This window comes from Actinacidiphila polyblastidii (assembly GCF_036353415.1).
GTDB classification, from domain to species: domain Bacteria; phylum Actinomycetota; class Actinomycetes; order Streptomycetales; family Streptomycetaceae; genus Actinacidiphila; species Actinacidiphila polyblastidii.
Genome location: NZ_JAZEWV010000040.1, coordinates 27395 through 41797 on the forward strand (window position 1 = coordinate 27395; position 14403 = coordinate 41797).

The 14403-nt window shown below is 73.7% G+C and carries 15 protein-coding genes; 9 read left to right on the forward strand and 6 right to left on the reverse strand.

Annotated features, from left to right (window positions below; all coding sequences use genetic code 11):
• Positions 1-155 precede the first annotated feature (155 nt).
• The 4 genes from V2S66_RS29750 to V2S66_RS29765 all read left to right on the forward strand — a co-directional run bounded on the left by V2S66_RS29750 (position 156) and on the right by V2S66_RS29765 (position 4054).
• The gene (locus tag V2S66_RS29750; RefSeq protein WP_330799841.1) at positions 156-1544 is read left to right on the forward strand and encodes a mercuric reductase; all 1389 of its coding nucleotides are present in this window, start codon (positions 156-158) and stop codon (positions 1542-1544) included.
• An 82-nt stretch (positions 1545-1626) separates the two neighbouring features.
• The gene (locus tag V2S66_RS29755) at positions 1627-2433 is read left to right on the forward strand and encodes an alpha/beta fold hydrolase (RefSeq protein ID WP_330799842.1); all 807 of its coding nucleotides are present in this window, start codon (positions 1627-1629) and stop codon (positions 2431-2433) included.
• A complete protein-coding gene (locus V2S66_RS29760; protein WP_330799843.1) occupies positions 2433-3719 on the forward strand; it encodes a PP2C family protein-serine/threonine phosphatase in 1287 nt (428 codons plus the stop codon). The genes V2S66_RS29755 and V2S66_RS29760 overlap by 1 nt, the downstream gene beginning before the upstream one ends.
• Positions 3716-4054, forward strand: coding sequence for an STAS domain-containing protein (locus V2S66_RS29765; protein ID WP_330799844.1), 339 nt, complete (start codon positions 3716-3718; stop codon positions 4052-4054). Before V2S66_RS29760 ends, V2S66_RS29765 begins: the two co-directional genes overlap by 4 nt.
• Before the next feature lie 88 nt (positions 4055-4142).
• Here V2S66_RS29765 and V2S66_RS29770 read toward each other — a convergent pair whose 3' ends face one another.
• Entirely contained in the window at positions 4143-4421 is a 279-nt protein-coding gene (locus V2S66_RS29770) for a hypothetical protein (protein ID WP_330799845.1), read from the reverse strand.
• A gap of 162 nt (positions 4422-4583) precedes the next feature.
• On the opposite strand from V2S66_RS29770, the gene V2S66_RS29775 reads away from it, so the two are divergent.
• Both V2S66_RS29775 and V2S66_RS29780 read left to right on the forward strand, forming a co-directional pair.
• Positions 4584-5606 carry an LLM class flavin-dependent oxidoreductase gene (locus V2S66_RS29775; RefSeq protein ID WP_330799846.1) on the forward strand — a complete coding sequence of 341 codons (1023 nt, stop codon included), beginning with the start codon at positions 4584-4586 and terminating at the stop codon, positions 5604-5606.
• A gap of 326 nt (positions 5607-5932) precedes the next feature.
• Positions 5933-6247, forward strand: a complete 315-nt coding sequence (locus tag V2S66_RS29780; protein WP_330799847.1) for a helix-turn-helix domain-containing protein — start codon at positions 5933-5935, stop codon at positions 6245-6247.
• 88 nt (positions 6248-6335) lie between these two features.
• On the opposite strand, the gene V2S66_RS29785 is transcribed toward V2S66_RS29780, so the two are convergent.
• A complete protein-coding gene (locus tag V2S66_RS29785) occupies positions 6336-7139 on the reverse strand; it encodes a hypothetical protein (protein WP_330799848.1) in 804 nt (267 codons plus the stop codon).
• Between the two features lie 524 nt (positions 7140-7663).
• Positions 7664-8656 carry a transcriptional regulator gene (locus V2S66_RS29790; RefSeq protein ID WP_330799849.1) on the reverse strand — a complete coding sequence of 331 codons (993 nt, stop codon included), beginning with the start codon at positions 8654-8656 and terminating at the stop codon, positions 7664-7666.
• Positions 8657-8996: 340 nt separating this feature from the next.
• Here V2S66_RS29790 and V2S66_RS29795 point away from each other — a divergent pair, with 340 nt between their 5' ends.
• On the forward strand, positions 8997-9224 hold the full coding sequence (locus V2S66_RS29795; RefSeq protein ID WP_330799850.1) for a hypothetical protein: 228 nt from the start codon (positions 8997-8999) through the stop codon (positions 9222-9224).
• Positions 9225-9336: 112 nt separating this feature from the next.
• Here V2S66_RS29795 and V2S66_RS29800 read toward each other — a convergent pair whose 3' ends face one another.
• The 3 genes from V2S66_RS29800 to V2S66_RS29810 all read right to left on the reverse strand — a co-directional run bounded on the left by V2S66_RS29800 (position 9337) and on the right by V2S66_RS29810 (position 11966).
• Positions 9337-10629 carry a phosphatase PAP2 family protein gene (locus tag V2S66_RS29800; protein WP_413966516.1) on the reverse strand — a complete coding sequence of 431 codons (1293 nt, stop codon included), beginning with the start codon at positions 10627-10629 and terminating at the stop codon, positions 9337-9339.
• Positions 10630-11128: 499 nt separating this feature from the next.
• Positions 11129-11503: a VOC family protein gene (locus tag V2S66_RS29805; protein WP_330799852.1), complete on the reverse strand. Its 375-nt coding sequence runs from the start codon at positions 11501-11503 to the stop codon at positions 11129-11131.
• A 10-nt stretch (positions 11504-11513) separates the two neighbouring features.
• A complete protein-coding gene (locus V2S66_RS29810; RefSeq protein WP_330799853.1) occupies positions 11514-11966 on the reverse strand; it encodes a hypothetical protein in 453 nt (150 codons plus the stop codon).
• 332 nt (positions 11967-12298) lie between these two features.
• Between V2S66_RS29810 and V2S66_RS29815 the strand changes: the two genes are divergently transcribed.
• Complete coding sequence (locus tag V2S66_RS29815) at positions 12299-13390, forward strand: tetratricopeptide repeat protein (RefSeq protein WP_330799854.1); 1092 nt, start codon at positions 12299-12301, stop codon at positions 13388-13390.
• Between the two features lie 82 nt (positions 13391-13472).
• Positions 13473-14324, forward strand: coding sequence for a hypothetical protein (locus V2S66_RS29820; RefSeq protein WP_330799855.1), 852 nt, complete (start codon positions 13473-13475; stop codon positions 14322-14324).
• Positions 14325-14403: the final 79 nt, after the last annotated feature.

Sequence of the window (14403 nt, forward strand, 5' to 3'; positions counted from 1 at the left end):
CTTCCGCCACGGCAGTGCGCCGCTGACCCTGGGCCTGATCCTGGACCGCGGGCTGACCTGCGAGGTCGGCGACCACGGCGGTACGGCGCCGTATCTGCGGCCACCGGAGACGGGTGACGGACGACGGGAGACGGCGGGTGAAGGGAGACGGAACGATGACAGCGGACCGGTACGACGCGATCGTGGTCGGCACCAGCCAGGGCGGCCGGTTCCTCCCGGTCGAGCTGGCGAGGGCCGGCGGGAGGGTGGCGCTCGTCGAGCGCGGCCCGCTCGGCGGCGTCTGCGTCAACAGGGGCTGCACCCCGACCAAGACGATGGTCGCCAGCGCACGCCTCGCCCACCAGGCGCGGCGCGGCGAGGAGTACGGGGTGGGCACCGGCCCGGTGTCGGTGGACCTGGCCGCGGTACGGGAGCGCAAGCGCTCCATGGTCGCCGGCGCCCGGCAGAACTACGCCGGCCGGCTGGACCAGGACGGACTCGAACTGATCAAGGGCGAGGCCCGGTTCACCGCGCCGAAGACGCTCGACGTCGCGCTGACCGGCGGCGGGAGGCGGCAGCTCACCGCGCCGGTGGTCGTCGTCGACGCCGGCACCCGGCCCAGGCCGCTGGAGATCGACGGTGCGGAGGACGTCCCCGTACTCGACTCCACGTCGGTCATGGAGCTGGGTGAACTGCCCGAGCACCTGATCGTGCTGGGCGGCGGCTTCATCGCGGTGGAGTTCGGCCAGATGTTCCGCCGGTTCGGCAGCGAGGTCACCCTCGTCCAGCGCGCGCCGCGCCTGATGACCGCGGAGGACGAGGACGTCACGGACGAGGCCACCGCCATCCTGCGCGACGAGGGGATCACGGTGCTGACCTCGGCGACGCCCGTCCGGGTCGAGCAGGCCGGCGGCGGCCCGCTGCGGCTGGCCGTCTCCCTGCCGGACGGTGAGCGGCGGCTCGAGGGCTCGCACCTGCTGGCGGCCGTCGGCCGGGTCCCGAACACGGAGGCGCTCACCCCCGAGGAGGCCGGCATCGGCCTCGACGACCGCGGCTTCATCGAGGTCGACGAGCACCTGGAGACCGGCGTCCCCGGCGTCTACGCGATGGGCGACATCACCGGCGGCCCGGCCTTCACCCACTCCTCCTACGACGACTACCGCGTCCTGCGCGCCCGCCTCGTCGAGCACCGGCGGGCGAGCACGCGCGGCCGGCTCGTCCCGCACGCGGTGTTCATGGACCCGCAGCTGGGCCGCGTCGGCCTGACCGAACGCGAGGCCAGGGCGCAGGGGCGCGACATCCGGGTGGCGAGGCTTCCGATGAGCGCCGTCGTCCGGGCCCTGGAGACCGGCGAGACGCGCGGCTTCATGAAGGTCGTCGTCGACCGGGACAGCGGGCGCATCCTGGGCTGCGCGGTCCCCGGCAGCGAGGGCGGCGAGATCATGACCATGATCCAGGTCGCCATGCTGGGCGGCCTCACCCACACCGCCATGGCGGACGCGATCCTCACGCACCCGCTGTTCGCCGAGGGCCTGACCACCCTCTTCGAGATGTTCGACGACTGACGCCGGCGGAGGCCGGGGACAGCCGGCGGAGGCCGGGGACGGCCGGGGACGGCCGGCGGCCGGATTTGAGAGACTGGCCGGTATGGACATCGTCCGAAGGAACAACGTCAGCGTCACCGGCAACCCGGACGGGCCGACGGTGGTGCTGGCCCATGGCTTCGGCTGTGACCAGAACATGTGGCGCCTCACGGTGCCCGCGCTGGCCGAGGAGTACCGGGTGGTGCTCTTCGACTACGTGGGGTCGGGGCGCGCCGACCCGTCCGCGTTCTCGCAGGAGCGCTACGCCACGCTGGAGGGCTACGCGCGGGACGTGGTGGAGGTGCACGAGGCGCTGGACCTGCGCGACGCGGTGTTCGTGGGGCACTCCGTCAGCGCGATGATCGGCGTGACGGCCGCGGGGATGATGCCGCCGGAGCGGATTCGCGCGCTGGTGATGGTCGCTCCCTCGCCCTGCTACATCGACGAGGACGGCTACCGCGGCGGCTTCAGCGCCGAGGACATCGACGAGCTGCTGGCGTCCCTGGAGTCGAACTACCTGGGCTGGTCCTCGGCGATGGCGCCGGTGATCATGGGCAACCCGGACCGGCCGGAACTCGGCGACGAACTGACGAACAGCTTCTGCGCCACCGATCCGGACATGGCGCGCGTCTTCGCCCGCACCACCTTCCTGTCCGACTCGCGGGACGCGCTGAAGAACGTCCGGGTGCCGACGCTGGTCCTGGACTGCACCCAGGACGTCATCGCCCCCCGGGAGGTCGGCGCCTACGTCCACCGGGCGATCCCCGGCTCCACGCTGATCACCCTGGACGCCACGGGACACTGCCCGCACCTGTCCGCGGCCGGGGCCACCAACGCCGCCCTCACGCGTTTCCTGGCGGGCTTGCGGTGATGGCCCGCTCCGAGCGGCCCGACCCGCACGAGACCGGAGCGGCGGCCGCTCCGGGCGCGGCGTTCGCCGCGCTCCTGGAGGACAGCGCGGAGGAGCTGTACGACGGCGCGCCGTGCGGGTACCTGTCCACGCTGATGGACGGCACCATCGCGAAGATCAACGCCACCCTGCTGGACTGGCTCGGCGTGGGACGCGAGGAGGTGGTGGGCCGCAAGCGCTTCACCGACCTGCTGACCGTGGGCGGCAGGCTGTACCACGAGACGCACTTCGCGCCGCTGCTGCGCATGCAGGGCGAGATCAGGGGCATAGCGCTGGAGCTTCGGCGGGACGACGGCGGCCGGGTGCCGGTGCTGGTCTCCTCAGTGGTCAAGCACGGCACCACCGGCGAGCCGCTGCTGATCCGCAGCAGCGTCTTCGACGCCCGGGACCGGCGCGGCTACGAGGAGGAGCTGCTGCGCGGCCGCAAGGCCGCCGAGGCCGCGCGCACGCAGGCGGAGACCGACCGCGCGCGGCTGCAGGACGCCCTCGCCGTACTCCAGCAGTCGCTGCTCCCCGACGTCCTGCCGCACGTCCCCGGCATGGAGACGGCGGCGCACTACCACACCGCCTCCCCCGACCGGCTCGGCGGCGACTTCTACGACATGTTCCCCCTCGACGCCAAGCGCTTCGGCTTCTTCCTCGGCGACGTCTGCGGCAAGGGACCCCAGGCCGCGGCGCTCACCTCGCTGACCCGCCACACCCTGCACGCGGCGGCCCTGCACGACGCCGACCCCGTCGCCGCGCTCACCACGCTCAACACGGTGCTCCACGCCCGCTACGCCGGCGGCGGCGACCCCCGCTACTGCACCGCGATCGTCGGCACCCTCGAGACCGACCCGGCCACCGGGCAGGCCGCCGTCCAACTGGCGTCCGGCGGCCACCCCCCTGCCATCGTGACGCGCGCCGACGGCACGGCCGAGTTCCTGCCCACCCCGGGCGGCCTGCTCGTCGGCATCGTGCCCCACGCCCGTTTCGCCGGCGCCACGACCGTGCTCGCCCCCGGCGACACCCTGCTGCTCTACACCGACGGCATCACCGAGGCCCGCACCGGCGCGGACCGCAGCACCCTCTTCGGCGACGACGCGCTGCTCGCCTTCACCGCCGACCACGCCGGCCGGCGCCCGCACGCGGTGATCCAGGCCCTGGTCGGCCTGCTCGACAGTTTCGGCAAGGGCCTCGACGACGACACCGCCCTGCTCGCCCTGGGCGTCCCGGCCCCCGATCAGTACACGGAAACCACACCATGAGCCCGCTGAAGATCATCGTCAAGGACGCCGCCACCGGTCCGCTCCTGGAGCTCGTCGGCGAGCTCGACTACAGCACCGCCCCCGAACTGCGCGAGCTGCTCCCGACGCTGCCCCTCCAGCCCGGCCGGCGCCTGGTCCTGGACCTGAGCGGCATGGAGTTCTGCGACTCCAGCGGCATCACCGCGCTGATCGCCGCCCGCCACCACGCCCAGGCCGCCGGTGCGGACATCGCCCTCGCGGGCGTCCCCGCGCACACCCGGCGCATCCTGCACATCGTCGGCCTCGACCAGATCTTCGCGCTCCACCCCGACAGCGACACCGCCACCCGATCCTGAGCGGTCCCTTCCGGGCGTCGGGCTGCCGGCATCCTGCGGACGCGACGACGCCGCCGTGGCCCGAGGCCACGGCGGCGTCCGACGTCGGTCAGGCGGTCTCCTCGATGATGCGCGCCAGCTCCGGCGACCGCGGACTGAAGACGTCTAACAGGCCTATCGCCCGCAGACCCGGCACGAGCTGCCGGATCTCCGCCACGAGGTCGTCGTGGTCCCGGCTGCCGGGAGTCTGGCCGTCGAGCGCCTTGGCGTTGGCGACGAGAGCCGTGACAAAGCCCTTGCGCACCGTGACCCCGTTGATGACCGTGCTGTCGACGCCGGCCGGCAGCACGTCCTCAGGGCGAACCGCCGAACCATTCGGTGCAGACATGGTGTTCTCCTCTCAACCGTGGCTTGGATGTGCAGCTGTTCACTGACGCCACGGAGATCTCTTCTGTCCCGCCTTCCCTCCACCTCCGGTCTGATTCACGGCTTGTCGCAGTCCGCGGGCCAACGGGGAATCAAAGAAGGCCCTGCGGCGCTGTGACCTGGTGTGAAGAAGATCGGATTCCTCTCGTTCGGGCACTGGTCGCCCAGTGTGCACTCCCAGACGCGCTCCGCCGCGGACTTCCTGCGGCAGTCGATCGACCTCGCGGTCGCGGCGGAGGAGCTGGGGGTGGACGGCGCCTACTTCCGGGTGCACCACTTCGCGCAGCAGGCCGGCAGCCCGTTTCCGCTGCTGTCCGCCATCGGCGCACGGACGTCGCGGATCGAGATCGGCACCGGCGTGATCGACATGCGCTACGAGAACCCCCTCCACATGGCGGAGGACGCCGGCGCGGCCGACCTCATCTCCGGCGGCAGGCTGCAGCTGGGCGTCAGCCGCGGGTCACCGGAGCAGGTGATCGACGGCTGGCGGTACTTCGGGTACGCGCCTGCCGACGGGGAGAGCGACGCGGACATGGCCCGGCGGCACGCGGAGGGGTTCCTCCAGGTGATCGAGGGCGAGGGCTTCGCGCAGCCGAACCCGCGGCCGATGTTCCCGAATCCGCCGGGGCTGCTGCGCGTCGAGCCGCACTCCCCGGGGCTGCGCGACCGGATCTGGTGGGGTTCCGGTTCGAACGCGACCTCGGTGTGGGCGGCGAAACTGGGCATGAACCTGCAAAGTTCTACGCTGAAGGACGACGAGACGGGCGAGCCGCTGCACGTCCAGCAGCGCAAGCAGATCGAGGCGTACCGCGCGGCGTACAAGGACGCCGGCCATACCCGCGAGCCGCGGGTGTCGGTCAGCCGCAGCATCTTCGCGCTGACCACCGACCAGGACCGCTCCTACTTCGGCCGCGACCGCGACTCGCGCGACCAGGTCGGCATGATCGACGACACGACCCGTGCGATCTTCGGACGCTCCTACGCCGCGGAGCCGGACCAGCTGGTGAAGCTGCTCCAGGAGGACGAGGCGATCCAGGCCGCGGACACCGTGCTGCTCACCGTTCCGAACCAGCTCGGGGTGGACTACAACGCCCACCTCCTGGAGAGCATCCTCACCCACGTCGCCCCGGACCTCGGCTGGCGCTGACCCGCCGCGGCGCGGGACCGCCGGCCCGCCCCGAGGACCCACCCGGGTGGCGCGGGGTGGCGTCCGGCAATCCCGCGGGTACGGGCTGGTGTTCGGGCGGTGCCTGCCTCCGGGTGAACCGGCGTGTCCGGACCGGCGGCGCGGTCCGGCGCGATCGGCGCAGGCCACCGGCTCCTGCCGGGGCCGCGTGCCCTCCTCGGCGGCGTCCGGGCCGCTCGGGGGTGTTTTTCCGGCACCGTTGTGGTGGCATGCTTCAGGCCGTGGGCCTTTGACGGGCCTGCGATCGATCTGGGGGTAGCGCCTTGCCTTTCTGGTCCAGGACGCCAGTGGATGCGGACGTCGACGGTGCGCGGCTCGCCCGTGCGGCGGCCGTGTCGATAGAGGGCCTGCTGACAGCCCAGGGCGTCAGCTACGCGCAGCTGGCCGACCGGCTCGGGGTCAGCGAGGGGTGTGTGCACCGGATGCTCGCCGGTGAGGCGGACCTGACGGTGCGGTCGCTGGCGATGCTGGCCGAGGGCCTGGGCGCCCAGGTCGAGATCACCGTCTGCCCGATAAGCACCGGCGCCGGATCGGCCGCCGGCCGCGACGGCGTGCCCGGCGACCTCGGTGAGCAGCGAGGATCGTTCGCCGGACGCCGCTGATCCGGGTCCGGGTTCGCGTCCGGGTCGCGGTCCGGAGTCGAGGCCGGGGTCCGCCCGGGTCCGTCCGCGTCCGTACCCCGGATCGCGGTCAGGAGCGTGGGCCGGCAGGCGCCTTCGAACGCCGCTGCTCCGGGACGTGTTCGACCGCCGCCGCGTCGGGGGCCGCTTCGCAGCGGATGCGCTGGAGGGCGGGCTGCTCGCTGCGGCGGCCGTGCTCGTAGACCAGCGCGAGCACGAACTTCACGGCCTTGCGGGCTGATCCCGACGTGCGGTCGTACTCGTGCTGCTCGGCCATCGTGCGCCGCCGGGGCTCCTCGGGGGGATCGGTCTGCCGGCAGGCCGCGTCGATGCGGTCGTGGCACGCGGCGGCCTCCACCAACGCGGAACTCGCCGCGTCCAGGCGCTGTTCGGCGTCGGCGTACAGCTTGGGGTCGAGGCGCGGCTGGAGGTAGTCCACCGTCAGCGCCTGGACGAAGGACTGCATCTGCGTGAAGTCCTTGAACCCCGACAGCATCGCCTCGCACCACGCGGCCTCGTCCCGCCGCATCCGATCCACCAGACGGTCGGTGAGATAGGCGATCCCCAGGGACATCACCCGCGTCAGCGTCCGGCTGTGGTCGGCCGGCGTCTGCCGGGTGCGGGGGAAGACACCGGCGCCGGCCAGCACACCGGCCGCGGCCGCCGGCAGGCCGTGGGTCTGCGAGAGCAGGAGGGTCGTGGTCACCGCGACGGTGACGGTGGCGGCCACGACCGCGACGGTCAGGCCCACCGAGAAGCGGGAGCCGGCCAGCCGCCCCCGGTCCGCGAAGCGCCGCGCCAGGTTCAGCCAGCACACCGCGGCGCTGGCCGCGCCTGCCAGCCCCGCGTACTCCGCCGTCGCGGTGCCCGGCACGGTCACACCACGTCCGGCGGCCAGGCGCACGGCACGGCGGCGCGACCTGCCGGCCGCGGGCAGCCGTCCGGCACGCCTGTCCGCGCGGGCGGATCGGTGAAGCTGCTGGTGTGCTCCAAGGACACCCCCGTCTCACAAGGCCCCGCGAGGCGCCGCGCCGCCGGCAGCGACACGAGTCCGCCGCCGCCCGCGCAGGGCGTCCGAGGCTCACGACAGGCTGATTGCGGTCGGCGACCATGGTCACGCCCGGCCGTGCGCGACGGCCTGAGCGGGAATGCGCCTGTCCTCCCCGAACCTAGCCCGCCACCTCTCGGCAGGCCGAACACGCCACGGCCGCGTTCACTCCATCGAGAGCGCGGACCACGAGATCAGGTGACAGCCGGCGGGTGACGTGTGAGCGCTGACGGGTGACGGGGAGGCGAGCGAGGGCCACACGCGCCGAGGAAGGGTACGGGCGCGGCGCGGGTGCGGCGCCGGCGCCGCGCAGGCGCCGTGCGGGCGCGGTCCGGCGTCGCCGGGCCTGCTCACCCCGCCGGCCGGCCCGGCGCGGGGTTCTGCGCGAGCAGGGCCCGGCCGAGCGGCGTCAGGGTGTGCAGCACCGAGTTCCGCCGCCGTACGGTCGCCAGCAGCCCCGCCTCCCGGAGCACGGCCGCGTGCTGGCTCGCCGCGGCGGCTCCCGAGCCGATGCGGCGGGCGAGTTCGCCGGTGGTGCAGCCCTCGTCGAGGTGGCGCAGGCAGGCCGCCCGCCGCCGGCCGAGGAGCGCCTCCAGCGAGGCCGCCTGGCCGCCGCGCGGCGGCGCCCACCAGTCGGCGCCCCTGGTCACCGGGTAGACCAGTACGGGCGGCAGGTCGGGGTCGATCAGCGTGACCGGTGTCCGCCAGCAGAAGACGGACGGGACCAGCAGCAGCCCGCGGCCGTTCAGATGGAGGTCGCGGCGCACCGGGTAGTCGACGTCGAGGACCGGCGGCTGCCAGCGCATCGCGGGCCCGAGCCCGGCCAGCAGACCCTCGCTGCCGCCCGCCAGGAAGTCCCTCGCCCGACTGGAGCGGTCCGCGTCGACGTGCGCGGCGACGCGCTCCTCGTAGGGGGAGACCAGGGCCGCGTAGCAGTCCCGCAGCGTCCGGCCCAGCGCGTCCAGCACCTCGCGGTCGCCGCCGGCCAGCGGGTGCGCCCAGCCGGGCAGCCCCGGCAGGCAGCGCAGCTCGGACCGTAATCGGCTGCGCGGTACGGACAGCGCCGCGTCGATCCCCTGCTCCAGCCCGCCGAGGCCCAGCTCGGGGGTGAGGAAGTCGGGGAAGTCCCCTCGGGGCGGGGCGAGCGCGCGCAGCAGGCGGGGCTGCCACATGGGGAGCGCCCCCAGGTCGCGCCTGGCCTGCCGCCGCCAGGGCCCGAACACGGCCTCGCCCTGCGATCCGCCCAGCAGGGTCGTGGCGAGCACCAGCTCCCACAGCGGGTGCGGGCGTGGGGCCATGCGGACGCGGGCGATGTCCTGCGGGGTGAAGAAGAGCCTGAGCATGCGGCCTCCCCCTTGCCGGCGCACTCGTGCTGCCGCGGAGTATACGGAGCGCGGCATGCCCTGTCCCCCGCGCCGTCGGGACCGGTGGCTGCGACTTTCAGGCACGCGTGAAACACCTCGCCGCGCCCGGCGCCCTCCAGGAGGCTGGACGGCACGCGGGGCTCCACCCCGGAGCCCGGACGTCAGGGGGAACCATGCGCTCGATGAGAATGCTCGCCGGCGGCGCGGCGGTGGCCTGCGCCACGCTCGCCGTGACCTTCGCCGGCGTCTCCACGGCCAGCGCGAACACCGCGTACGGCTGCGGCTACCCGCAGGTCTGCTTCTACAAGACGCAGGCCCGGTGGAACGCGCAGAGTGGAACGCGGCCTACAAGGACGTCACCAGCGGCTACCAGACCCTCAGCTCGGCCGCCTTCGGCGCGTACTCCGTCTACAACTCCCGCAACGACGACGGCGCGCTGCTCCACTACACCAACGGCAGCACGCTGTGCCTGGAGCCGAACACCATCGTGTGGAACAACTCCTGGGTGGTCGACAAGATCCGCATCATGGACTCGCCGACCTGCTAGGCCGCGTACGGCGCGTCCCGCCGCCGGACCGTGCCGCGCGCCCGCCCCGGACCTCTCCCGGTCCGGGGCGTTCGGTCGGGCATCCCCCGGCCGACGGCCCCGCCGGGCGGGGTCACACCATTTCGGGTTGCGGTACGAGGCGCTGCGCGGGTACTGGTGGGGGCTCCTCCCGGGCGGTCGTTCGTAGGTAGCCGTAGATGACCGAGGCCGGGGCCAGGAGGAGGAGAGGGCCGAAGAACCACGGGTGCTCGGCCATCTGCTGGGGCAGGTAGCGGTAGGAGAGCAGCAGTGCGGTGAAGACGGTCGCGCCGTAGGCGACGAAACGGACGCCGGACCGGTGCCAGCCCGCGTCGTGGGCGCGCAGGGCGCCCTCGATCGTGAGGGCGAAGACCGCGCCTGCGACGAGGTCGACGCCGTAGTGGTAGCCGAATCCCAGGGTGGCGCTGAGGGTGGCGACCAGCCAGAAGGCTCCCGCGTACCGCAGGGCGCGCGGGCCGTTGCGGGAGTGGATGAAGATCGCGGTGGCCCACGCCGTGTGCAGGCTGGGCATGCAGTTGCGCGGGGTGATCGCGTCGAACGCCAGCGGGTGCGGGGCGCTGATGGGCGGCGCGGTGTTCGGCCACAGGTCGGCCGCCGCCCAGTGACCGCCGTCGGCGCCGTAGGCGAAGACCGGGCCGACGGTCGGGAAGATCATGTAGACGGCCGGCCCGATCAGGCCGATGACCAGGAAGGTGCGCACCAGGTGGTGGCGCGGGAAGCCGCGCTCGACCGCCACGTGGCGCAGCTGGTAGAGCGTGACGAAGACCGCGGCCACCGCGAGCTGTATGTAGACGTATTCGAGCAGATGGGACCCGACCGGGCCGCTCGCGTGGACGATCCGCCCGGCCAGCCAGGACGGGTTGCCGAGCGCGTGGTCGGCGGTCTCCGCGTACGGGTCGAGCACCGCGGGGCGGGTCTTCGAGGTGAGGAGCAGCCAGGTGTCGCCGGTCTTGCGGCCGGTCACCAGCAGCAGGCCGAGGCCCACGCCCTTGAGCAGCAGGACGCGTTCGCGTCCGGTGCGGCGCGTCAGGGCGATGACCGCGCAGCCGATGATCACCCACAGCGCGCCGTTGCCGAAGGTCGGCTCGGCCCCCACCGCCCACCGCACCAGCAGGAACGCGACGTCGATGCCGATCGCGGCGCCGAGCGCGAGGAACCGTTCCCGCCAGGTGAGCACGAGCATCACCAGCGCCATGCTGGCGTACAGCAGCCCGCCCGACTTGGGGGCGAATACCACCTCTTGCGCCTGTGTGGTGATCGGTCCCGGTATGTCGTAATGACGCGCCGCGATCTCCAGCGCGACCAGGAATCCGAGAGCCGCCACGCTCACCGCGGTCCACAGCCGGACGCGCGGTCGGCGCCACAGGGCGAACGCTGTTCTGTTGTCTGTCCGCGAGGGTATTCGCGATGCCTTGGATATCAATGTGGAGTCGATTTGTTCGATTTCGTCTGCATGGGTCGCACTTGGGTCGGACGACGCCGTTTCCGGTCGGGGGCGGGCGAGCACGGCGGTCACCACCGTAAGATCGAACATGTTAGCGGAGTGGTGCAACCGGGTTTTCCCGGTCGACGCCGCGAAGCCGGTCCCGGTTCACGCTGCGGCGAGCAGGCGAGCGCTCTCCGGCGCACCGCTGCGGGCCCGCCGCCGACGTGAGGGGCCCGTGGGAGGGGGCCGGCGCCCCGGGGCGCCGCCGCCGGACGGCCAGCGCCGCGACGCGGCCCGGCGCAGCAGGTACCGCAGCGCGAATCCGGCCACCCGCGGACCGCAGGGCGACCAGGCGGTCGTCGGGGCCTGACCGTGGCAGGCGGCGCGCGGCGATCCGCGCGTCAGGCGCGTGCAGACGGCGGGTTCCCGGGGGTGCGCCTCAGGCGCCCGGCAGGAAGAGGCAGAAGAGGTGTCCGTGCGGGTCGCGCATGACGCGGACGTCGTCCTGCGGCTGGTGCTCCTCCACGGTCGCCCCCAGAGCGGCCGCGCGGGCGGCCTCGGCGTCGAGGTCGTCCACGAGGAGGTCCAGGTGCGCCTGCATCTGCTGGACGCCGGGCCGCTGCGGCCACACCGGCGGCACGTGGTCGGGCTCGTACTGGAAGCTCAGCCCCGACCGCTCGCTCTCCGGGTCGCGCAGCCGCACCCAGTGCGGCTCCCTGTCCATCTCCGCCCAGCCGAGCAGCGCTCGGTAGAAGTCCGCGAGCGCGGGCGGATCGGGGGTGCCGAGAACGACGGCGCGGAAGGTCACGGTCATGCGTCCATCATTACCGGTCGACGCCGGAGCATGCCGCCCGCGGCGCCGGTTCACCCCCGGGATGGCGCACCCCGCAGGCGCGGCCCGCCAGCGCGCCGACCGCCAGCGGTGAGCTGACGAACACCAGGGCCAGCGGGACCAGCAGGAGCGCGGGCGCGTCCGACGTGTGGACGTCGGGATCGCTGTGGACCACCACGTCGAGAACCCAGAGGAACGGTCCCACCGCCGCGCACGCCGCCAGCGTCCAGTAGGCGCGAGCCCGTCCGAGGAGCGCTCCCAGCGCCAGCGAGACCGCGGAGCCGCAGGTCACCATGGTCGCGATCATGGTGACCCCGGTCAGATCCACGACGCCCGCGGCCGTCGGGATCCAGGGGCTGGCGGCGATCACCCCCGCCCACAGCAGGCATGCTCCGACGAGCCAGGCCACGCGCCCGGCCGTGGACCACTCCTGACGCGCCGTCATGCGTCCCACCCCCGCCTCCCGTAGCCCCGACGGCATTCTCGCACGAGTTTTGAACACGTTCAACTAGTGGGCGCCGACGCGGAGTCGGGCCCCACGGGGCCCTTCACCCGCCGAGCGGCCGCCGGACGACCGCGGAGTTCACCCAGATGGCCGCGCCTACCGGGCGAGCGCGCGGACAGGGGCTCAGTGCACGGTGCGGTCGAAAGATCAGATGCGCTCGGGAAAGCAGCACGCCGTGCGGTGCGGTGTCCGGTCACGCCGGGCACCGCACCCGGACCTCCCCCCAGGCCAAAGCCTTGCTCCGCGCCACCGGCCTCGGCGAAGATCGCCCCGTGATCAACCTCCGCTCCCTGTCGCCGCGTTTCCGCTTCGACCCCCTCGCCCACGGCCTGCCGCCGCGTGAAGTGCTCGACGCCCGGCGGCACCGGCCGCCCCTGCCCGCGTACCGGCTCAAGGAGGCGCAGGCCATCGCCGCCGCGGCCCGCCAGGACGGCGACTGGCAACCGGCGGCGGCGTACGTGGCGGCGGCCGGCGACGACTGGGACGACCGGTGGCGCCGCGCGGAGTTCCTCCAGGCGGTCGCCCGCGACGAGGACGGCTGGGCCGACGCGTGGGTGGACGCATGGTGCCAGGCGCAGCCGGAGGACTGCGACGCCGCCACCCTGCACGCCTCGCTGATGGTCCACAAGGCCTGGCGGATCCGCGGCAGCGGGTACGCCCATCAGGTCCCGTACGCGCGGATGGCACAGTTCAGGGCGCTGCTTCCCGCCTCGATCGAGGCGGCCCGCCGAGCGGCGCAGCTGGCCCCGGAGAACCCGGGCCCGTGGGTCGTCATGGTCACGGCCGCGCGGGGGGCGCGGTACTCCCCCGACGACTTCCAGCCGTTGTGGGCCGAACTCACCGCCCGTGCGCCGCACCACTACGAAGCCCACTGGCAGGCCCTGCAGTTCTGGTGCGCCAAGTGGGCGGGCTCCGACTCGCTGATGCTCCGGTTCGCCGAGCAGGCCGTGGACTGCGCCCCCGAGGGCAGCCCGCTCGCGGCGATGTACCTCCACGCCCTCCAGGAGCTGAAAGAGCGCCACGGTTCGGTGCGCCTTACCCGCGGGCGCAAGGCGTTGCTGGCGCGGACCGCCGCGTCCCTCGCCACCGTCCCCGCCGACGACGAACGCATGCCCCCGGTGCGCCACCTGCTCGCGTACCACCTGGGCAGGGCCGGCCTGCACGACGCGGCGCTCGACCAGTTCCGGCTGATCGGCCCCTACTGCGGCGCCGAGCCCTGGAACGGCGGGGGCGATCCGGCGAAGGTCTTCGACCAGGCACGGGCCAGGTCCGCCCGCTGGGCGAGGAACCCCTACCCCGGCCCGGACGGCCCGACGGCCACCCGCCGTGCGGACGTCCGGCGGGTGCCGGACACGCACTGGTAGTCCGGACGCGCAGTGGTAGTCCGGACGCGCAGCGGTGGAGGCGCCGCCTCCCCGTCTCCGGGGGCCGTCAGCATCCGGTGGCATGGCGATACGGGGGCGGGGGCGGCGGCGGCTGGGCGCCGTGGCATGGGTGGCGGTACTGGCGGCGCTGTGTGCCTCCGGCCCGGAGCGTGCGGCGGAGGTCGGCGCGGCCTCCGACCTCGGGCCGCTGCCGGCAGACCGCTACGCGTCCACCGCGCAGGACTACCAACGATCCGAGCGGGCGACGGCGTTGCCGGTCAGGCAGTGCATGGTGGGCCGCGGCCACCCGGACTTCCCGGTCGACGCCCGCTTCCCCGGCCGCACGGTCTCCGTCACCATGGTCAGCACGGACTACGGCGTCCTGGATCTCGGCGCCCCGCACCGCTGGGGCTACGGCTGGGACCCCGAGAAGCACTCGGCCGCCCAGCCGCAGGGCCGGGTCATGACCGCCGCCGAACGCGCGGCGCTGCCCGCCTGCGACGCCGAGGCGAGCCGGCGGCTGATGCGCGGCGTCGACGCGCGGGGAGCCTTGGCGTACGGGCGTATCCGGGCGCCCCAGGTCGACGCGCAGGTCGAGCGCGACCCTCGCGTGCGCGCGGCCTGGGACGTGTGGTCGCGTTGCGTGGCGGCGAAGGGATTCGCCCGCTGCCCCGACCCCGTCGCCGCGTACACGGACACCGCCTGGCAGCGCGGCAGCGACAGCGACACCCGGCACACACGGCGCGAGCGGGCCACCGCCGTCGCGGACGTCACCTGCAAACGCCTCCACCGCACAGCCGAGATCTGGCACGGCGTGCGGGCGCGGAAGCAGACCGCCGACATCGCCCTGCACCGCGCCGGCTACGCCGCGGGCCTGAAGGCGCTGGAGACCTTCCGGGCCACCGTCGCCGAGGTGCTGCGGAGCCTCGGCTGACGCCGTGACCAGCGCGTTCCCTACGGCGACGGCGGGCGCCGGGCCGCCGCCCCACCGCCGCGAAAAGGAGCGGCCCGCC

Excerpts from the sequence above, each read along its gene's own strand:
- V2S66_RS29750 (WP_330799841.1), top strand. The coding sequence starts at position 156 with ATGACAGCGGACCGGTACGACGCGATCGTGGTCGGCACCAGCCAGGGC.
- V2S66_RS29755 (WP_330799842.1), top strand. The coding sequence starts at position 1,627 with ATGGACATCGTCCGAAGGAACAACGTCAGCGTCACCGGCAACCCGGAC.
- V2S66_RS29760 (WP_330799843.1), top strand. The coding sequence starts at position 2,433 with ATGGCCCGCTCCGAGCGGCCCGACCCGCACGAGACCGGAGCGGCGGCC.
- V2S66_RS29765 (WP_330799844.1), top strand. The coding sequence starts at position 3,716 with ATGAGCCCGCTGAAGATCATCGTCAAGGACGCCGCCACCGGTCCGCTC.
- V2S66_RS29770 (WP_330799845.1), bottom strand. The coding sequence starts at position 4,421 with ATGTCTGCACCGAATGGTTCGGCGGTTCGCCCTGAGGACGTGCTGCCG.
- V2S66_RS29790 (WP_330799849.1), bottom strand. The coding sequence starts at position 8,656 with ATGCTCAGGCTCTTCTTCACCCCGCAGGACATCGCCCGCGTCCGCATG.
- V2S66_RS29805 (WP_330799852.1), bottom strand. The coding sequence starts at position 11,503 with ATGACCGTGACCTTCCGCGCCGTCGTTCTCGGCACCCCCGATCCGCCC.
- V2S66_RS29810 (WP_330799853.1), bottom strand. The coding sequence starts at position 11,966 with ATGACGGCGCGTCAGGAGTGGTCCACGGCCGGGCGCGTGGCCTGGCTC.
- V2S66_RS29820 (WP_330799855.1), top strand. The coding sequence starts at position 13,473 with ATGGCGATACGGGGGCGGGGGCGGCGGCGGCTGGGCGCCGTGGCATGG.